Origin of the sequence: Formivibrio citricus (assembly GCF_900115065.1) — a bacterium.
In the GTDB taxonomy this organism is placed as follows: Bacteria; Pseudomonadota; Gammaproteobacteria; order Burkholderiales; family Chitinibacteraceae; genus Formivibrio; species Formivibrio citricus.
This window is the reverse complement of the sequence record NZ_FOVE01000016.1, coordinates 46684-63975: the sequence shown is the minus strand read 5'-3', so window position 1 is coordinate 63975 and position 17292 is coordinate 46684. Positions and strand designations below refer to the sequence as shown.

Genomic DNA, 17292 nt, shown 5'->3' with positions numbered 1-17292 from the left:
CTTGGATTACCCAAGCGGGCGCTTACTTTCCAGCCCCGACAATTCGCCTTTTTCCAGATGGCGCACGGCGCGCGCGGCATCGGCTGCCTTCTGGTCATGGGTGACCATGACGATGGTCTTGCCCAGATCGCGGTTCAGGCGCTCCAGAAGATGCAGGATTTCTTCGCCCGATTTTCGGTCGAGGTCGCCGGTCGGTTCGTCGGCGACGATCAGCGTGGGGTCGCTGACGATGGCGCGAGCGATGGCGACGCGCTGTTGCTGGCCGCCAGAAAGCTCGGACGGCGTGTGATTGACCCGGTCGGCGAGCCCGACGAGCTCAAGCGCCAGCAGCGCGCGTTCGCGGCGCTCGCGGCGGGAGAGAGGGGTGAGCAGTAATGGCAGCTCGACGTTTTCTTGTGCGGTCAGCACCGGCATCAGGTTGTAGAACTGGAAGATGAAGCCGACGTGTCCGGCGCGCCAGTCGGCGAGTTCGGCATCGTTGAGCGTGGCGATGTCCACGTCGCGCACCAGGATCTGCCCGGAGGTGGGTTTGTCGATGCCGGCAATCAGGTTGAGCAGCGTGGATTTGCCCGATCCGGACGGACCCATCAGCGCCAGGTAATCGCCATCGGGGATGTCGAAACTGATGCCGGTCAGTACTTCAATGGTCTGGTCGCCACGGTGGTAGCTCTTGCTGACGTTTTTCAGGCTGACGGCAAGGCTCACTTCTTTTTCTCCGCGATGCGGGCGCCGTCCTTCAGGCGAGGGGAGGGGGCGAGTACGACGGTTTCGCCGTTTTGCAGTCCTTCTTTTACCTCGACGAGATCGCCGAGCTTGTCGCCCAGCGTGACCTTGCGCGCGCTGACGGTATTGTCCTTGCCGACGACGAAGGCAATGCCGTCTTTGACGGCTTCCGGTGCGACGGCCAGGCGCGGCTGGCGTTCGTCATCTTTCAAGGGGCGGGAAAGGAACGCCACCTTGGCGCTCATGTCCGGCAGCACGCGGGCGTCGGTTTCTTCAAACTTGATCTTGAACTTGACTGTGGCCTTGCTGCGATCCACGGTCGGCACGATGCGCGCCACGGAGCCGAGCAGGCGCTTGTCGGGCAGGGCATCGAGCTGGATTTCGCACGGCTGGCCGACGCGGGCCTTGGCGAGACTGGTTTCGGAAACGTCGGCCTCGACTTCCAGCGTGGAAAGATCGGCCATGCTCACGACCGCGCCCTTTGAATCGGCGCTGGTGCTGAAAGGCGCAACCACGTCGCCGACATTGGCCTGCTTGGTCAGAACCACGCCGGCAAACGGTGCGCGGATGATGGTGTTGTCGAGCGCGGCCTGGGCGTTGCGTTCGGCGGCCTGCATCATCCTGACCGTGGCGGCTTGGGCTGCGACGGCGGAAACGGCTTGCTGGTAGCGGCTTTCCGCAGTATCGACCGCGGAGGGCGAAACGAACTTCTGCGTCGCAAGCTCCTTCTGGCGCTTGAGGTTGAGTCGGGCATCGAGCCGGTCGGCCTCGAGCTTTTGCTGCTGCGCCCTGGCTACTTCGACATTGGCGTGGGCTTGCGCCAGTTGCGCCTGCATGTCGGTATTTTCCAGCCGGGCGATGATCTCGCCTTCCTTGACCGCGCTGCCTTCGCGTACGCCCAGCCATTCCAGTCGCCCCGTTCCCTTGCTGGCTACGGAGGCCTTGCGGTCGGCGGTCACATAGCCAGTCGCATTGAGCTGGGTGATGGCCTGCGCCGGCCAGGCTTGGGTGACGCGCACGGTTTCGACTTCCACCGCCTTGCCGCGGGCGGCAATCGCCACGATGCCGATCACGGCAACGGCCAGCGTGGCCAGCAAGAAGGGTTTGTGCCAACGCCGTTTGCGGTGCGGGGCGTCACTGCGGTTGATCTTCAGTTGATCCAGCGATTCGGACATGCGCTTATCCGTTGTCGGGGTGTGTTCGGGGATTCTATCATCAGCCGGCTCGTCAGGCTGGCGCAAAGGCTTTGCGTTGCGGGTGTACAATGTGCGCGGAGCGATTGTCCCGCATCGGAGCGAAACATTGACGCAGCCAGGGCTGGTCGCTATCGTTCGAAAGTTTCACGAATTGGTTTGGCTGTCGGATCAATAACCGCTGACAGGCAACGCATAGGAGTTCCCCAATTGGCCAAAGCCGCAAAAATGCCCGAGAGCTTCGAGTCCGGCCTCACGGAGCTGGAAAGCCTGATTACAGCGCTGGAATCCGGCAATGCGCCGTTGGAAGATTCGCTGGCCAAGTACCAGCGCGGCGTAGAGTTGCTGCGTTTTTGTGAAGGCAAGCTCGCCGATGCCGAGCAGCGGGTTCGCGTGCTGGAAGGCGCGGAGCTCAAACCTTTCAATTCCGGCGAGGGTTCCTGATCATGACAGCACCCGATTTCAAGGCTTGGGCGCAATCGACCCAGGCACGGATGGAAAACGTATTGGCCGATGTTTTGCCGCAGGCCAATCACTTGCCGGCGCGCCTGCACGAAGCCATGCGCTATTCCGTGCTGGACGGTGGCAAGCGGGTGCGTCCGCTGCTGGTGTTCGCGGCCGGAGAGATCGTGGCGGCCAGTCTGGAGCGCCTGCAATACGCTGCCAGTGCCGTGGAAATGATCCACGCCTATTCGCTGGTGCATGACGATATGCCGGCCATGGACAACGATGTTCTGCGCCGCGGCAAGCCGACGGTGCATGTGGCCTACGGCGAAGCGACGGCGCTGCTGGCGGGCGATGCCCTGCAGGCGGCAGCGTTCGACGTGCTCAGTGCGCATCGTCTGGCCGACAATCCCGCCGATCAATTGCGCATGGTCAACATCTTGGCACGCGCTGCCGGAAGCCTGGGTATGTGCGGCGGGCAGGGTGTCGATCTGTACGGTGTGGGGCAGGAATTGTCCCTGCCGGAACTGGAAATGATGCATATCCTGAAAACGGGCGCCCTGATCCGCTCGTCCGTGCTGCTGGGCTCTTTCTGCGGCGAACCACTGGCGGAAGATGCGCGTGACCGGCTGGATCACTTTGCCAAGTGCATCGGTCTGGCTTTCCAGGTCGTGGACGACATCCTGGATTGCGAAGCCGATTCGGCCACGCTCGGCAAGACGGCGGGCAAGGATGCCGCCAACAACAAACCGACCTACGTTTCGCTGCTCGGCCTGTCCGAAGCGCGACGCAAGGCCGACGAACTCAAGGCCGATGCGCTGGATGCACTGGCGCCGTTCGGTGAACGTGGACAAAGATTGAGAGAAATCGCGGACTTCATCGTGGAGCGCCGCAGTTGAGTATGACAGCCTATCCCTTGCTAGAACTTATCGAAACGCCGGCCGATCTCAGGCAACTGGATCGCAAGCAATTGCCGCAGCTCGCGCAGGAGTTGCGCAATTTCCTGCTGAATACTGTCAGCCAGACCGGGGGGCACTTTGCCTCCAACTTCGGTGCCATCGAACTGACGATTGCGCTGCATTATGTATTTGACACACCGAATGACCGCCTGATCTGGGACGTGGGGCACCAGAGCTATCCGCACAAGATCCTGACCGGACGGCGCAAGCGCATGAACACGATGCGCAAGAAGGAAGGTCTGGCCGGTTTCCCCAAGCGTGACGAAAGCCGCTACGACGCGTTCGGCGTCGGGCATTCGAGTACCTCGATCAGCGCCGCGCATGGGATGGCAGAAGCATTCAAGCTCAAGGGTTCGCCGAACAAGGCCATCGCCGTGATCGGCGATGGCGCGATGACCGCAGGCCAGGCATTCGAAGGCCTTAACAACGCCGGCGATCACGATGCCAATGTGCTGGTGATTCTCAACGACAACGAAATGTCGATCTCGCCCAACGTGGGCGCCCTGAGCAACTACTTGGCCAAGCTGCTTTCCGGTGGTTTGTACAACTCAGTGCGCAAATCCGGTAGCTATGTGCTGGACGCGATCCCTCCGATCCGCGAACTGGCGAAAAAGACTGAAGAACACGTCAAGGGCATGCTGACGCCTGGCACCTTGTTCGAGGAATTCGGCTTCAACTACATCGGCCCAGTCGACGGACACAATCTCGACACGCTGGTCACGACGCTTTCCAACATCAAGAAGCTCAAGGGCCCGCAATTCCTGCACGTCGTTACGCGCAAAGGGGAGGGCTACAAACTTGCCGTCGCCGACCCGACCAAATACCACGCCGTCACGCCGTTCGTTCCCGAGAACGGCATGGAAAACAAGACCGGAAAACTGACCTACACCCAGATTTTCGGCAACTGGCTGTGCGACATGGCGGCGCAGGATGAACGTCTGGTCGGCATCACACCAGCCATGCGCGAAGGCTCGGGGCTCGTACGCTTCGCCGAGGAATACCCGCAACGCTATTTTGATGCCGGTATTGCCGAGCAGCATGCCGTGACCTTTGCCGCCGGCTTGGCTTGCGAGGGCTATAAACCGGTCGTGGCGATCTATTCCACCTTTTTGCAGCGCGCCTACGACCAGTTGGTACATGACGTGGCGCTGCAAAACCTGCCGGTTCTGTTCGCGATCGACCGGGCAGGTCTCGTGGGCGCGGATGGGCCGACGCACGCCGGCGCCTACGACATTTCCTTCCTGCGCTGCATCCCCAACATGGCGATACTCGCGCCAGCAGACGAAGACGAATGCCGCCAGATGCTCTACACGGGCTTTATGCATAATGGCCCCGTTGCGGTGCGCTATCCGCGCGGCGGCGGGCCGGGAACGGCGGTGCAGGAAGCCATGACAGCCATCCCTTTCGGCAAGGGCGAAATCCGCCGCGAGGGCCTGCGTGGCGCCATTCTGGCTTTCGGTACGCCGCTGGCGGCAGCTTTGCAAGCTGGTGAAGAGTTGGGGCTGACTGTCGCCAACATGCGTTTTGTGAAGCCGCTAGACGAAACACTGGTTCTTGAACTGGCACAAAACCACGACTGGCTGGTTACGGTCGAGGAAAATGCCATCATGGGTGGAGCCGGTTCGGCGGTGCTCGAATGCCTGTGCGCCAACGGCGTCAATATCCCGGTGTTGCAACTGGGCTTGCCGGACCGTTATGTCGAGCACGGCGAACAGAAAGAACAGTGGGCCGAGTGCGGGCTGGATGCGGCCGGGATCTTGGCTGCCATTCAGAAGCGCTTTGGATAAGTGATGATTTATCCCGCTATTTTGGTGGCGCCTTTGTGGGTTCGCTGTGGAAAACGTACCTAACAGCATGATTGTGCTAAACAAAAAAAGATTGCCCAATAAACGGGCAATCTTTTTTTATATGGACGTTACGCCATTCCCTCTGCAACCGCACCCGCTTTGCGCACTTCCAACAAGTCGGCTATACACAGAGCGTAACGTGTTCATGCCAAGGTAACCTGAAAATGCAATTTTCGCATGCCACCATCTGGCTGCTGACAGCCCTGCTGCTTGCAGGGCTGGAAATGTTTACCGGAACTTTTTTTCTGCTGGCTATTGCATCAGGCATGCTGGTTGGCGCGGTCATGGCCTGGTTTGGCACGCCGGTGCCCGTGCAAATGCTTGTAGCTGCGCTTGCAGGAATTTCATCCGTGGTCGTTCTGCACCATTGGCGAAAAAGACGCTTGCCTCCGCCGGAGGTCAATGCAGCAATGGAAATCGGCCAGCAGGTGCGTGTTGTGGAATGGAAGGGCGTCACGCTCGCTCGAGTCCAGTACCGCGGTACACAGTGGGATGGTGAGCTTGCCGCAGGCGCGCGGCATGGGCAGGAAAACTATTTCATAGTCGCGGTACGCGGAACGGTTCTTATCCTTCACCATAATCCACCTCCGAGAGGGGAGTCATGAACATCTCTTTTGCCATCGCATTTCTGGTTATTGCCGTCGTATTCATCGCCCGCACGGTAAAGATAGTGCCGCAGCAGCATGCTTGGGTCGTGGAGCGCTTGGGGCGATTCCATGCCGTGCTGAATCCCGGCCTCAATTTTGTGATCCCCTTTGTTGACCGGATAGCGTACAGACATATCCTCATGGAAGTGCCTATGGATGTGCCCAGCCAGGTTTGCATCACCCGCGACAATACCCAGCTCCAGGTCGATGGCATCCTTTATTTTCAGGTTACCGACCCCAAGCAGGCATCTTACGGATCAAGCAATTACATCGTTGCCATTACCCAACTGGCGCAAACCACCTTGCGTTCCGTGGTTGGCAAACTGGAACTCGACAAGACGTTCGAAGAGCGCGACGACATCAACAGAGCTGTGGTCAGTGCGCTGGACGAAGCGGCGCAGAGTTGGGGTGTAAAAGTTCTCCGTTACGAAATCAAAGATCTGACGCCGCCAACGGAAATCCTGCATGCGATGCAGCAGCAAATCACGGCCGAACGAGAAAAACGGGCGCGCATCGCACAGTCGGAAGGCCTGCGCCAGGAGCAGATCAATCTGGCCGAAGGCCAACGCAATGCGGCCATCCAGAAATCCGAAGGCGAAATGCAGGCTGCCATCAACACCTCCCAAGGTGAAAAACAAGCCGCCATCAACCGGGCAGAAGGCGAAGCCGAAGCGATACGGCTGGTGGCGCGGGCAACGGCTGAAGCCATTCACATGGTGTCGCAAACCGTGCGCCAACCGGGTGGTCTGGAGGCAGTGAATTTGAAGGTTGCCGAACAATACATCAGTGCCTTTGCCAATATTGCCCAGAAAGGCAACACCATGCTGCTGCCGGCCAATGCGGCCGATGTTGCCGGGGTGGTTGCCACTGCCATGCAAGTAATCAAGCAAACAGAACACACGGGCGGGTGAGTACAGCTCAAACGGCGCTGGCCGTTTGTCTACTCTTGCTACTTCGCATAATGTATATTATGTCAAGTTGAAGTGTTTGGCTTATTGGGCACATATGGCTGGCTGCTTGTCGCGTGCTAAAGCAGCAAAAATGGATTGTGTGTAGAATTTTTGTCACCCTCCACGAACAAAACCACCATCCATGATCCCAATCGACTTGCGCAGCGATACCGTAACCCGTCCTGCCTTGGCCATGCGGGAAGCCATGTTTTACGCTGAAGTTGGCGATGACGGCTACGGCGAAGACCCCACGGTCAATCGTCTGGAGCAGTTGGCCGCCGAGCTGTGCGGCAAGGAGGCCGGGCTGTTCGTCAGTAGCGGCACCCAAGGCAACCAGATTGCGGTTATGGTTCACGCCGGGCGAGGCCAGGAAGTCATTTGTGACTACCAGGCGCACATGTTCAATTCGGAAACGGGGGGAATCAGTGCGCTCAGCGGTGCCCAGCCCTGCCCTGTAATGGCCCCGGATGGCAAGCTGACACCCGAATTGATCGAGCCGGCAATCCGCGAACGAAAAATGAACGCGCCGCAAACCGCGCTGATCACCGTGGAAAACACGCACAACGCAGCAGGCGGCGTGTACTACACCCCTGCCGAGCTCGGGGCGGTCCATGCTCTGGCTGCAGAGTACGGAATTCCCGTACACATGGATGGCGCGCGAGTCGCCAATGCCGCCGTGGCACAAGGACTGCCATTGGCAGAATTGGCCCGTCACGCCGATTCGATGCAGATGTGCCTGTCCAAAGGACTGTGCGCTCCGGTTGGCTCGGTGCTGGTCGGTTCGGCCGAATTCATTCGCCAGGCGCGCCGCTATCGTCGATTGCTTGGTGGTGGCATGCGCCAGGCTGGCATCCTGGCCGCTGCGGGCATCGTCGCCTTGGAAACCATGTTGCCGCGCCTTGCTGATGATCACCGCAATGCCGGTCAACTGGCCCAAGCCATCGCTACAACCCGGCTGCGCATCGATCTCGAACGAGTACAGACCAATATCGTGCTGTTTGATACTGCTCCACTTGGCGTCAGCGCCGCCGAATTTATCGTCCGGTTGCGTGAACACGGCATCCTCGCCGGCAATGCCTATGGTCGCAACAAGGTGCGCATGGTCACCCACCACGACGTTTCTGCAGGGCAGATCGAATACACTATCTCCGTAATCCAGCGGCTGGCGGGCGAAGCCTGTTGATGAAAGCCGCCCGGTTTACCGGACAACAAAAAGCCCAACCATGCCGGCTGGGCTTTTTGTTTGTGAATCTTGGTGGGCCCCCTGGGAGTCGAACCCAGCACCAACGGATTATGAGTCCGCTGCTCTAACCAAGCATGAGCTAGAGGCCCGTGAGGGGCGAATTCTAGCAGTCGCACCGCCGCTCGTCACTGCCCTTGCTTTTTTCTTGCTCTAATCTTTGCCATACAGCTTCCTGTTGGGCCTCTGTCATGGCTACCCAGTTGGCTACTTCGGCGAAGCTGCGGCCGCAGCCACGGCAAATTTCGTCGCCCAGTGCGGTGGAGCAGCGGGCGATACAGGGCGAGGCGGGGCGCAGTGGCAAAGGGGGCATGCCGGCACTGTGCCGCGCCGGCGTATTTCCGTCAACCTGTGCGCTGGTGTACCCTTGGCGCTTTCTTCGATGCAGCTCTGCCATGTTTTCCTTTTTGAATCCCCGTCCCAAACAAATTCTGGCCAATTCGCCGATTTCCGATTCGCTCTGGTGCTCCGTGGCCGGCTGGCCCTTGTTGCGCGGACTGGATGCAGAGGAAACCCGCTTGTTGCGTGAGCAGGCCAGCGTATTTTTGGGTGGCAAGGCCATCACTGGCGCGCATGGGCTGGAGCTGGACGATGAGGCCCGGCTGGTGATTGCGGCGCAGTGTTGCCTGCCGCTTATTCATCTCGGGCGTGATGCGCTGGACGACTGGCACGAGGTTATCGTGTATCCGGGCCAGTTTCTCAGTCGCAGCCGGACGTATGAATCGGTGGGCGATTATCTCGGGCTGGTCCATGAATCGGAGGACATCCTGGCCGGGCAGGCACGGCCGGACGGGCCGATATTGCTCTCCCTGCTGGATTGTCGGGAATCGCCGTGGCTGGAGGGCTGGAACGTGCCGATCCATGAGATTGCCCACAAGCTCGATATGCGCAGCGGCGAAGCCAACGGTTGCCCTCCTCTGCACAACGGCATGGACTACGCCGAGTGGAAAGCGGTCTTTACTCATGCATTCGATGATCTGGCTCGCCGGGCAGATTCTTGGGAGCCCTGCCCCATTGATCCGTATGCTGCAGAAAATCCAGGCGAGTGTTTTGCAGTGTTCAGTGAGTATTTCTTTGAGTTGCCGCACCTGTTGAGCGACCAGTACCCGGCGGTCTACCGGCAGCTTTGCGCGTTTTACCGCCAGGATCCGGCCCGCCGCCTGCCGCGCATGAAATACCGTCCGGTGTGGGCGGAAGATTTGCCCTCCGAATACCGGGCGCACGCATGATCGGTCTGATTCGCGCGCAAGCGCCTGCAATACTGTGCGGGCAGGTTGAGGCGCTGAGGTTCCCGTTATGGGATGTGCCGCCGTCTGATGCGACCTACGCATTACGCTGGCATGAAGGCCATCTGGAGCTCATGCCCTTGTATGAAAAAGGCTCGATCTGGGTGGATTTCGTGGGCGGCGCGCTGGCGCATCGGCGCAAGTTCGGCGGCGGACGGGGTCAGCCGGTAGCCAAAGCGGTAGGCATCAAGGGCGATTATTTGCCGCGCGTGCTTGATTGCACCGCTGGCCAGGGGCGCGATGCCTTTGTGCTCGCCAGCCTGGGCTGCGAAGTGGTCATGCTGGAGCGCAGCCCGGTGGCTTTCCTTCTGTTGCAGGACGGCTTGCGCCGGGCGCAGGAGGATGCGGAAACGGCGACTATTGCGACGCGGATGTCGCTGATTCGGGCTGATGCGCGGGAATGGCTGGATGCGGCAGTTCAAGCGCAACCCTCCTCTGTTGCGGTTTCACCCCCACACCTGCCCTCCCCCAACGAGGGAGCGTCTTTCGATGTGGTCTATCTCGATCCGATGTTTCCGGAACCGGACAAGCGCGCAAAATCGAAAAAGGAAATGTCCGCCTTTCAGACGCTGATCGGTGGGGATCTGGATGCCGATGCGCTGCTGGCGCTGGCCCGCAAGCTGGCCGGCAAACGTGTGATCGTCAAGCGCCCGCGCCATGCCCCGTGGCTGGCAGGAGAAAAGCCAAACTTCGTATTTGAAGGAGAAAGCACGCGCTTTGACGGCTATTTGCCAACCCAATAAGCAGGATCAAATCCTTTCGGATTGGCCATTGTTTTCCTTCTGTTTCGGGATAAACCGTTTCAGTGCGGGCAGTTCATCCTTGCGCTCGAACGGCATCCCGCCGGGAATCCAGGGCGCATACAACCTGCCGGTCAGGTGATAACCCAGCGGCCTCTCCCCGTTTTGCAGCGATTTGAGCTGTTTCCAGAGCATGTCCAGCCGCGTCGTAACTTTGAGCTTGACTTCAGTTTCGCCCAGACGCGGCAGTGTGACTGTTTCCCGGCTCATGCCGCTGGCAAAGTGCTCGCCGTTGAGGTCGAGATTGAAATCCACGCCATCCATGGTTACGGAAACGTCGTTGGGGTTGGTGATGCGCAGGGAAACCAGAAAGCGCTGTTCGAACAGCCCCAGCCCTTCGATCTCGATTCCCGCCAGCGATACGCTGGGTTTTTCCACGATGCTGCCGACACCTGCGCAGGCGGACAACAGCAGGCTGGCCATGATCAGAAACAAGCGTCGCATGATTGCTTCCTTCAAGATTCGAGAACGGGTTCGGATTCGAGTAAAGATTCAAGGCGGGTGGCAATTTCACCGGTAATCGGCAAGGCACTTGCTCGCTCCGGATGCAGTACGGCAAAGGTTACTTCCGCCGTGGCAATGGCCTTGCCCGTTTGCACGTTTTTCACTTGCTGGTTGATAATGCCGGCGCGCGGTAACAGGCGGTCTAGTCGGGTTTCTATACGCAACAGATCGCCCATGCCCGCAGGTCGCAGGTAGCGGATGTCGATCCGGCTCACCACCAGCGCATAGCCTTGCTGCATGAACCAGTCGAGATCGCTGCATTCCATCATCGCCCAGCGCGCTTCCTCCAGAAATTCGAGGTAACGTGCATTGTTGACGTGGCCGTACAGGTCGAGATGGTAGCCGCGAATCTTGATTTCAGTCAGATGGGGCATGGTCGTTCTGCTCGCAAAAAAGGACGGCTCGGTGCCGTCCTTTGTCTGTGACTTTGCCGGATCAATAACGAATCGGCAGTTTTTGCAGGATGATGATTTTCTTGTTTTCGAGCTTGATGTATCCGCCGAAAACCAGTTCCTTGAGGATGCGGGCAATCATTTCACGCGAGGAGCCGACGCGGTCGGCAATGGCTTGTTGGGTCAGCGGTTGCTCGATCATTTCCTGACCGTCGATCACGGTGGCCATCGATTCGAACAGCGCGCGTACGCGGCCGTAAACGTCCAGCAGCGCAAGCGACTTCATCGTGTGTTGCAGGCGGCGCACGATGCGCGCCAGATTCTTGATCACCAAGTCCTTCATCTCGGGTGTTTCCATCAATAGCCGCAAGAAATCCTGGCGGGAAATCATGAGTACTTCGGCATCTTCATCGACCTGCGTGGTCCAGCCGCGCGGTTCGCCGTCGATCAGGGATATCTCGCCAAAGATATCGCCAGGCTCGCCGATTTTGAAAACGAACTCCTTGCCCAGGTTGTCGCTCGTCAGCGAACGGGTGCGGCCATCAAGCAGAACGTACATGGCATCGGCTACCTCGCCCTCGCGGAAAAGATACGTGCCCTTGGGCAGTTTTCTGCGGATTCCCACCCGGATCAACTGATCGAGCTGTTCTTCTGAAAACCCTTCGAAAAGAGGGATTTCAGCCAACATCTTTTTCATGACATTTCCTCGTCTTCTGTAATTCAGTGCGCGGCCGAAGCCTTGGACGCCGTTTTGCCCGAACTCTTGACGGAACTGGCGGCAGAGGCAGGGGCGGAAGCAGTCGAAGACTTTTTCTTTTCGGCGGGGATTCCGCCGCTTTCGGCATCGCCTGACGCGTCTGGAGAAGGACGCACGACGTCAAGTTTCTTCGCCTGCATGTATTCGTTCATTTCTTTCCAGCCCGCATAGATATCGGACTTGGAGACCTTGGGGTTTCGCTGATAGCAGTCTTCCAGCGCTCTTCCGCTGTGGCGGCATGCGGCACCGACGGCCTTGCCGTTGGACTTTTGCTTGTTGACGACGTCGTTGATCTGGTCACATCCGGCCAGTTGTGTCGCCAGCAAAAGAGCGAAACCGATTATGCGCAACCGAATCACGTTCAAGGTCATCTCAATGGGCTGAAATCACTGTAAATTGTAACACCGTTTCCAAGAATCGTTCCCGATAAACGGGGCCTATTTACGTTTTATACAACAAAAAAGGCGGCCTTCAACAAGGCCGCCCTTGCTTGGACGCAACCTCTTACAACTGTTCGATACCAGCCAGCAGCCAGCGCGGATCGTTATCGCTCGGGCGCACGAAATGCCAGACTTCGGCAAACGGTACGGCGGGTGAATTCAGCGACTCGCTCACCTGTCCGCTGAAGCGAACGCTTGCCACCAAGCGACCGTCCTCATTCGAGGCATCAAGCAAATCTGCCTGCAGATTGTGGAATTCGGCCACTTCGCGGTTGGCTGCAATTTCAGACTTCAGATCATCGAAAAGGCCGGGGGTCAGGTATTTGCGTACTTCTTCCAGTTGGTCCGGCGAATTCAGCGACTGGACATGCTGGAAAGTCGCGCGCGCCTGGCGCAGGAACGCAGCGGTTTCGGTGCCGTCAGGCAGGCGCCCGGACTGCATGGCTGCCGGGGCTGCAGTAGTCATGCCTTCGCCGACGCGGTAGACCTTTTGTGAGTCCTGTTGCTGCAGCCCAGCGGGAGAGGAAGCCATGCCAGCCGGAACCGGGGCAGAACGGGCTGCATTGCGGCGGGAGAGCCACATTGCGCCCAACAGGCCAATACCACCCAAAAGCAGAATTGTGCCCCAAGGGATGCCACTGCTGCGTTGCTGCGGGGCTACGGCAGGCTGTGAAGCCGCTACGCCGTTGGGCTCCATGGCCTTGCTTACCAGATAGCCGGTCGCGGCACCTGCTGCCACGCCTGCTGCCACGCCGCCCCACCCCGGACCGCTTTGCTGCGGCTGAGCGGTTTGCGGAGCTGTTTGCTGTTGCGGCGGAGTTTGCTGGGCCTGGCGCTGCGGAGCGCTCTGGGTCGTAACGCTGCGTTTCATGCCGGTAGACTTGCCGCCACCCAAGCGAGCTGCCTCGACCGGGCCAGCGGCAAAAATGGAAACAGAAAGCAGGGCGATCATCAAGGAACGTCCAGACTTGCTCATGAGTTTCTAACTCTCTTCAATAGCGCGATATTGCGCACTGCTTAGTATGGGGATTCCCGGTAAAAGTTCAACCGGGATTGTTTGTTGGGCCGCCGGCACTCGCGTAGTGCCCAAAGGGTCGCCCTATGCGCAATTCGGGATCAAGACGCCCGTTGGCCGCGTTCAATCGTCACTCCGACCTGCCCTACTTCATGCAGGATGCCGAGCTTGGTCACCGAAACGCGAACCCAGGGTGCGCCGAAATCCTGACGTATGACCTTGGCGATGTGTTCGGCCAGTGCCTCCAGCAGCAGGAAATGCTGTGTGGCCAGCGAAGCCCGTAGTTCATTGACCACCTTGTCATAATCGATGGTATCGGTCAGATTGTCAGAATCTCCGGCGCGCGATGAGGGTAGCCCGATTTCCAGGTCCAATTCGACGACCTGAGGTGCTGCGCGCTCCCATTCGTACCAGCCGATGAGTGTCTTGGCGCGTACCGTGTGCAGAAAAATGATATCCATCAAACTTGCCTTGCAACATGGGCAGAGTCGTCCGCCATGCCTTAGAATCCGGGGCTTGCGATTGTAGTGGAATTTACAATGAACCTGTTATTGCTTGTTGTTGCCGCCTACCTGATCGGCTCGCTCTCTTTTGCCGTGATTGTCTCGAAGCTCATGGGGCTCGCCGACCCGCGCACTTACGGCTCCAACAACCCCGGCGCCACCAATGTCCTGCGCAGTGGTAACAAGAAAGCCGCCGCACTGACGTTGCTGGGCGATGCACTCAAGGGCTGGATCGCAGTATTTCTGGCACAGTTGGCTGCTCCACGCTTGGGATTGGGCGATCAGGCCATCGCGCTCAGCGCTGTTGCCGCCACCATTGGACACATGTGGCCGGTATTTTTCGGATTCAAGGGAGGGAAAGGCGTTGCAACGGCGCTGGGCATTCTGCTTGCTCTCAATGCCTGGATGGGGCTGGGGCTTTTCGCCGTCTGGCTGTTCATGGCCAAGGTGGTAAAAATTTCCTCGCTTTCTGCGCTCACCGCTGCGGTCTGCGCCCCGGCCTTCGCCTGGTTCCTGCTGCCGGGCCGGGATTATTTCATCGCGGTCTGCGCAATTGCGTTGCTGCTGATCGTGCGCCACAAGCAGAACATCATCGGGTTGCTTTCCGGCAAGGAGGACAAGATCGGTCAGAAGGCAGACAAAGAACCGTCCTGAAAATCAAGCACCTGTGACAAAGGCCGGGGTTTCCGGCCTTTGTCTGTTTACCCGCGTTTGTTCTCGCTGCGCACCAGCCGCGCCTTCTCGCGTTGCCATTCGCGGTCTTTTTCGCTTTCGCGTTTGTCGTGCTGTTTCTTGCCCTTGGCCAGGCCGATTTCCAGCTTGATACGCCCTTTCTGGTAATGCAGGTTGAGCGCCATCACGGTAAAGCCGGCGCGATCCACGCGGCCGGACCATTTTTCGATCTCGCGCTGGTGCATCAGGAGCTTTCGCGAGCGGGTCGGGTCGGGCGTGATGTGGGTCGAAGCAGTGGAAAGCGGCGAGATATGCGCACCCACCAGCCAGAACGCACCGCTGATGTAAACGACGTAGGATTCCTTGAGCTGCACGCGACCGGCGCGAATCGACTTGACCTCCCACCCCTCCAGTACCAGCCCGGTTTCGAGGCGTTCTTCGATAAAGTAATCGTGAAAGGCTTTGCGGTTATCGGCAATGACCGTCATGGCTTAGAATTCGTTATTTCGTGTAAACGCGACATTCTAACATCATGAAACGCATCCTTTGCCTGTACACCGGAGGAACCATCGGCTGCCTGCCTACCGAAAACGGTTTGGCTCCGGCGCCGGGCATACTCTCCACCCCCCTGCAAGCACTGGCTGCAGGACATGCGCTTGAAGTCACGCTGCAGGAATATCCGCAACTGCTCGATTCGTCGAGCATGGGTCCGGCCGACTGGAACCGCATCGGTCAGGACATCGCCATCCAATACGATGCTTTTGATGGCTTTGTCGTACTGCACGGCACCGACACGCTCGCCTATACCGCTGCGGCACTCTCGTTTCAACTGGAAAATCTGGGCAAGCCGGTCATCGTCACCGGCTCGCAGCGCCCGTGGCTGCAGGATGCCAGCGATGCCCCGGCCAACGTGGCCTTGGCCCTGACTGCGGCAGCATCAGGCATCGCAGGAGTGCGTGTAGCCTTCGGCGGCAAACTGCTGCCCGGAAACGGTGTGCGCAAGGTCGATGCCGATGGAGACACTGCTTTCGATGCGCCCAACTGGAACGGAGAATGGCCCGCCCCCCGCAATTCGGGCGACCTGCGTTTCACCGCCATCGACCCGACAAGCCGGGTGGTCGGCATCAAACTTTACCCCGGCACCAGTTACGACTGGCTCGCACAATCACTGGTCGAGCCGCTGCAAGGAATCGTTCTGGAAACCTACGGCAGCGGCAACCTGCCGGACCATGCCGGACTCATCGCCGCACTCGAAAAACAGGCCGCAGCAGGCGCAATCATTGTCAATTGCACGCAATGCCTGAGGGGCATGGTGCGGCAAGGGCGTTATGCCAGCAGCTCGGCACTCGCGCGCATTGGCGCATTGCCGGCCGAAGACATGACGCCGGAAGCGGCCTTGGTCAAGCTCTACTGCATGCTGGCAAAAACAGGAGCTTGAATCAGGACCTGCTTACAATCTTGCTTCGAGGCAGCGATCATGCATCGCGACTAGAATTCAAGCATCTGCACATGGAAGATGAACGTCATGGCCCCTACCCCTGTCAATCGCCGTTTGGTCGCAGTACTGGCCGCCGATGCCGTCAGTTACAGCAAACTGATGAGCGAAAACGAGGAAGGCACGCTGCGCGTGTTGGCCGCGCACCGTTCCGTGATCGACGGCATCATTGAATTTCACTCCGGGCGTATCTTCAAGACCGCAGGCGACAGCGTGCTGGCGGAGTTTGCCAGTTCGGTCGATGCCGTGCGCTGCGCGCTGGAAATCCAGGATGCGCTCAAGACCCGCAACGACAGCCTTCCGGAAGAACAGCGCCTGCTGTTCCGCATCGGTGTCAATCTCGGCGATGTCGTCGTCAAGGACGAAGACCTGCTGGGCGACGGCGTCAACATCGCGGCACGGCTGGAAAGCATTGCCGAGCCGGGGTGTGTCTGCATTTCCTCTGCGGTTTACGATCAGGTCATCGGCAAGCTGAGTCTGGGCTTTGTCGATCTGGGCGAAAAGGAACTCAAAAACATCTCCCGCCCTGTGCACGTATTCGGCCTGGCGCCCGGAAAAGGTATGAATGCGCGGCCCGCGAGCACTCCCCGGAGCAGTTCGCTCGGGCGCTGGCTGGGCATTACCGCCGCCATCGGCGCACTGCTGGCTGGGGGGGGCATCCTCTTGCCCAAAATCAAACCGCAGCCTCCCGTACCGTCTGCCGGCAACGAACAAGCCAGCGGGGTGCAACACCATGAAGAACGCGAAAAGCTGCTCTGGGATACGGTGCGCTCCAGCAATAATCCCGCCGAGCTTGAGGCCTATCTCAAGCAATATCCGGCCGGCATGTTCAGCGATGTTGCCAGGGCCCGGATAGAGAGCCTGCGCAAGGCCGCCCTGTCGCCTGTCAAAGCGGTCGAAGTCGCGCCGGCAAAACGTCCGGCCACCGCCGAGCCGGTAAAACCGGCCCCTGTTGTCGCTCCCGTGGTTGCCAGCAGGCCCGTCGAGCAGCATCTTGCAAAACCGGCGCCGGAAGCATCGCGCATCCCGGTGCAGCCCAAGGCCGCACAAAACTTTGACGGCAGCTGGAATGTACTTGTCAACTGCGACAAATGGAAAGAAACCGAGGGCATCCTCAGAACTTTTCCAACCAAAATCTCGCAAAACATCGTCAAGATCGAGCGCGGAAAATCCGACAGAGCCGGCTACATAAAGCTCGACGGCAAGATTCAGGATAACGGCACACTGACTCTGACCGGGCACACGCTATCCGTTCATCCTCAATTTCTGGGCCGACCGGTTACGGGCACTTTCACCGGAAAATTCTCGGGCGATTATTACGAGGGCAAAGGCGCATTCGGTTCGCGCCCTTGCACTCTGACATTGGTACGAAAATAGTTAGTGGTCTGCTTCGCAAATGAACGAACCGATAAAGCTTGTCTTCGC

General features: G+C 59.1%; 21 protein-coding genes and 1 tRNA gene. 11 read left to right on the top strand and 11 right to left on the bottom strand.

Annotated elements, in window-relative coordinates; all coding sequences use genetic code 11:
• Positions 1-6: 6 nt before the first annotated feature.
• Together BMZ36_RS10950 and BMZ36_RS10945 are read right to left on the bottom strand one after the other, a co-directional pair.
• Complete coding sequence (locus BMZ36_RS10950) at positions 7-705, bottom strand: ABC transporter ATP-binding protein (RefSeq protein ID WP_091196133.1); 699 nt, start codon at positions 703-705, stop codon at positions 7-9.
• Positions 702-1898 (bottom strand): efflux RND transporter periplasmic adaptor subunit, encoded by a 1197-nt coding sequence (locus BMZ36_RS10945; RefSeq protein WP_091196131.1) that lies wholly within the window; start codon positions 1896-1898, stop codon positions 702-704. The genes BMZ36_RS10950 and BMZ36_RS10945 overlap by 4 nt, the downstream gene beginning before the upstream one ends.
• Before the next feature lie 228 nt (positions 1899-2126).
• Here BMZ36_RS10945 and BMZ36_RS10940 point away from each other — a divergent pair, with 228 nt between their 5' ends.
• The 6 genes from BMZ36_RS10940 to BMZ36_RS10915 all read left to right on the top strand — a co-directional run bounded on the left by BMZ36_RS10940 (position 2127) and on the right by BMZ36_RS10915 (position 7946).
• Positions 2127-2360, top strand: a complete 234-nt coding sequence (locus tag BMZ36_RS10940) for an exodeoxyribonuclease VII small subunit (RefSeq protein WP_091196128.1) — start codon at positions 2127-2129, stop codon at positions 2358-2360.
• A 2-nt stretch (positions 2361-2362) separates the two neighbouring features.
• Positions 2363-3259 carry a polyprenyl synthetase family protein gene (locus tag BMZ36_RS10935; protein WP_091196124.1) on the top strand — a complete coding sequence of 299 codons (897 nt, stop codon included), beginning with the start codon at positions 2363-2365 and terminating at the stop codon, positions 3257-3259.
• A 2-nt stretch (positions 3260-3261) separates the two neighbouring features.
• A complete protein-coding gene (gene dxs, locus BMZ36_RS10930; protein ID WP_091196121.1) occupies positions 3262-5106 on the top strand; it encodes a 1-deoxy-D-xylulose-5-phosphate synthase in 1845 nt (614 codons plus the stop codon).
• A 224-nt stretch (positions 5107-5330) separates the two neighbouring features.
• Positions 5331-5771 carry an NfeD family protein gene (locus tag BMZ36_RS10925; protein ID WP_091196119.1) on the top strand — a complete coding sequence of 147 codons (441 nt, stop codon included), beginning with the start codon at positions 5331-5333 and terminating at the stop codon, positions 5769-5771.
• Positions 5768-6724: an SPFH domain-containing protein gene (locus BMZ36_RS10920; RefSeq protein WP_091196115.1), complete on the top strand. Its 957-nt coding sequence runs from the start codon at positions 5768-5770 to the stop codon at positions 6722-6724. Before BMZ36_RS10925 ends, BMZ36_RS10920 begins: the two co-directional genes overlap by 4 nt.
• A 181-nt stretch (positions 6725-6905) precedes the next feature.
• Positions 6906-7946: a GntG family PLP-dependent aldolase gene (locus tag BMZ36_RS10915; RefSeq protein WP_091196112.1), complete on the top strand. Its 1041-nt coding sequence runs from the start codon at positions 6906-6908 to the stop codon at positions 7944-7946.
• A gap of 70 nt (positions 7947-8016) precedes the next feature.
• On the opposite strand, the gene BMZ36_RS10910 is transcribed toward BMZ36_RS10915, so the two are convergent.
• Together BMZ36_RS10910 and BMZ36_RS14875 are read right to left on the bottom strand one after the other, a co-directional pair.
• Positions 8017-8095 (bottom strand) — tRNA-Ile (locus BMZ36_RS10910).
• Between the two features lie 14 nt (positions 8096-8109).
• Positions 8110-8316 (bottom strand): DUF1289 domain-containing protein, encoded by a 207-nt coding sequence (locus BMZ36_RS14875; protein WP_091196109.1) that lies wholly within the window; start codon positions 8314-8316, stop codon positions 8110-8112.
• Positions 8317-8398: 82 nt separating this feature from the next.
• On the opposite strand from BMZ36_RS14875, the gene BMZ36_RS10900 reads away from it, so the two are divergent.
• Positions 8399-9232 (top strand): M90 family metallopeptidase, encoded by an 834-nt coding sequence (locus BMZ36_RS10900; protein ID WP_177187864.1) that lies wholly within the window; start codon positions 8399-8401, stop codon positions 9230-9232.
• On the top strand, positions 9229-10032 hold the full coding sequence (locus tag BMZ36_RS10895; protein WP_091196100.1) for a class I SAM-dependent methyltransferase: 804 nt from the start codon (positions 9229-9231) through the stop codon (positions 10030-10032). Before BMZ36_RS10900 ends, BMZ36_RS10895 begins: the two co-directional genes overlap by 4 nt.
• A 6-nt stretch (positions 10033-10038) precedes the next feature.
• Here BMZ36_RS10895 and BMZ36_RS10890 read toward each other — a convergent pair whose 3' ends face one another.
• The 6 genes from BMZ36_RS10890 to BMZ36_RS10865 all read right to left on the bottom strand — a co-directional run bounded on the left by BMZ36_RS10890 (position 10039) and on the right by BMZ36_RS10865 (position 13658).
• The gene (locus tag BMZ36_RS10890) at positions 10039-10533 is read right to left on the bottom strand and encodes an LEA/WHy family protein (RefSeq protein ID WP_143086040.1); all 495 of its coding nucleotides are present in this window, start codon (positions 10531-10533) and stop codon (positions 10039-10041) included.
• A gap of 11 nt (positions 10534-10544) precedes the next feature.
• Positions 10545-10967: an acyl-CoA thioesterase gene (locus BMZ36_RS10885; RefSeq protein WP_245747904.1), complete on the bottom strand. Its 423-nt coding sequence runs from the start codon at positions 10965-10967 to the stop codon at positions 10545-10547.
• Positions 10968-11028: 61 nt separating this feature from the next.
• Positions 11029-11682, bottom strand: coding sequence for a Crp/Fnr family transcriptional regulator (locus BMZ36_RS10880; protein WP_091196092.1), 654 nt, complete (start codon positions 11680-11682; stop codon positions 11029-11031).
• Positions 11683-11705: 23 nt separating this feature from the next.
• Entirely contained in the window at positions 11706-12107 is a 402-nt protein-coding gene (locus tag BMZ36_RS10875; RefSeq protein WP_143086039.1) for a hypothetical protein, read from the bottom strand.
• A 139-nt stretch (positions 12108-12246) separates the two neighbouring features.
• Positions 12247-13158 (bottom strand): Tim44 domain-containing protein, encoded by a 912-nt coding sequence (locus BMZ36_RS10870; RefSeq protein WP_091196085.1) that lies wholly within the window; start codon positions 13156-13158, stop codon positions 12247-12249.
• Positions 13159-13298: 140 nt separating this feature from the next.
• A complete protein-coding gene (locus tag BMZ36_RS10865; protein WP_091196081.1) occupies positions 13299-13658 on the bottom strand; it encodes a dihydroneopterin aldolase in 360 nt (119 codons plus the stop codon).
• A gap of 78 nt (positions 13659-13736) precedes the next feature.
• Between BMZ36_RS10865 and plsY the strand changes: the two genes are divergently transcribed.
• The gene (gene plsY, locus BMZ36_RS10860) at positions 13737-14354 is read left to right on the top strand and encodes a glycerol-3-phosphate 1-O-acyltransferase PlsY (protein WP_091196077.1); all 618 of its coding nucleotides are present in this window, start codon (positions 13737-13739) and stop codon (positions 14352-14354) included.
• 47 nt (positions 14355-14401) lie between these two features.
• Here plsY and smpB read toward each other — a convergent pair whose 3' ends face one another.
• Positions 14402-14860, bottom strand: coding sequence for an SsrA-binding protein SmpB (smpB, locus tag BMZ36_RS10855; RefSeq protein ID WP_091196074.1), 459 nt, complete (start codon positions 14858-14860; stop codon positions 14402-14404).
• A 44-nt stretch (positions 14861-14904) separates the two neighbouring features.
• Between smpB and BMZ36_RS10850 the strand changes: the two genes are divergently transcribed.
• Both BMZ36_RS10850 and BMZ36_RS10845 read left to right on the top strand, forming a co-directional pair.
• Positions 14905-15810, top strand: a complete 906-nt coding sequence (locus tag BMZ36_RS10850; RefSeq protein WP_091196069.1) for an asparaginase — start codon at positions 14905-14907, stop codon at positions 15808-15810.
• Between the two features lie 87 nt (positions 15811-15897).
• A complete protein-coding gene (locus BMZ36_RS10845; protein WP_177187863.1) occupies positions 15898-17244 on the top strand; it encodes an adenylate/guanylate cyclase domain-containing protein in 1347 nt (448 codons plus the stop codon).
• Positions 17245-17292: the final 48 nt, after the last annotated feature.

Excerpts from the sequence above, each read along its gene's own strand:
- BMZ36_RS10945 (WP_091196131.1), bottom strand. The coding sequence starts at position 1,898 with ATGTCCGAATCGCTGGATCAACTGAAGATCAACCGCAGTGACGCCCCG.
- BMZ36_RS10935 (WP_091196124.1), top strand. The coding sequence starts at position 2,363 with ATGACAGCACCCGATTTCAAGGCTTGGGCGCAATCGACCCAGGCACGG.
- dxs (WP_091196121.1), top strand. The coding sequence starts at position 3,262 with ATGACAGCCTATCCCTTGCTAGAACTTATCGAAACGCCGGCCGATCTC.
- BMZ36_RS10925 (WP_091196119.1), top strand. The coding sequence starts at position 5,331 with ATGCAATTTTCGCATGCCACCATCTGGCTGCTGACAGCCCTGCTGCTT.
- BMZ36_RS10920 (WP_091196115.1), top strand. The coding sequence starts at position 5,768 with ATGAACATCTCTTTTGCCATCGCATTTCTGGTTATTGCCGTCGTATTC.
- BMZ36_RS10915 (WP_091196112.1), top strand. The coding sequence starts at position 6,906 with ATGATCCCAATCGACTTGCGCAGCGATACCGTAACCCGTCCTGCCTTG.
- BMZ36_RS14875 (WP_091196109.1), bottom strand. The coding sequence starts at position 8,316 with ATGCCCCCTTTGCCACTGCGCCCCGCCTCGCCCTGTATCGCCCGCTGC.
- BMZ36_RS10900 (WP_177187864.1), top strand. The coding sequence starts at position 8,399 with ATGTTTTCCTTTTTGAATCCCCGTCCCAAACAAATTCTGGCCAATTCG.
- BMZ36_RS10895 (WP_091196100.1), top strand. The coding sequence starts at position 9,229 with ATGATCGGTCTGATTCGCGCGCAAGCGCCTGCAATACTGTGCGGGCAG.
- BMZ36_RS10890 (WP_143086040.1), bottom strand. The coding sequence starts at position 10,533 with ATGCGACGCTTGTTTCTGATCATGGCCAGCCTGCTGTTGTCCGCCTGC.
- BMZ36_RS10885 (WP_245747904.1), bottom strand. The coding sequence starts at position 10,967 with ATGCCCCATCTGACTGAAATCAAGATTCGCGGCTACCATCTCGACCTG.
- BMZ36_RS10880 (WP_091196092.1), bottom strand. The coding sequence starts at position 11,682 with ATGAAAAAGATGTTGGCTGAAATCCCTCTTTTCGAAGGGTTTTCAGAA.
- BMZ36_RS10870 (WP_091196085.1), bottom strand. The coding sequence starts at position 13,158 with ATGAGCAAGTCTGGACGTTCCTTGATGATCGCCCTGCTTTCTGTTTCC.
- BMZ36_RS10865 (WP_091196081.1), bottom strand. The coding sequence starts at position 13,658 with ATGGATATCATTTTTCTGCACACGGTACGCGCCAAGACACTCATCGGC.
- plsY (WP_091196077.1), top strand. The coding sequence starts at position 13,737 with ATGAACCTGTTATTGCTTGTTGTTGCCGCCTACCTGATCGGCTCGCTC.
- smpB (WP_091196074.1), bottom strand. The coding sequence starts at position 14,860 with ATGACGGTCATTGCCGATAACCGCAAAGCCTTTCACGATTACTTTATC.
- BMZ36_RS10850 (WP_091196069.1), top strand. The coding sequence starts at position 14,905 with ATGAAACGCATCCTTTGCCTGTACACCGGAGGAACCATCGGCTGCCTG.
- BMZ36_RS10845 (WP_177187863.1), top strand. The coding sequence starts at position 15,898 with ATGGCCCCTACCCCTGTCAATCGCCGTTTGGTCGCAGTACTGGCCGCC.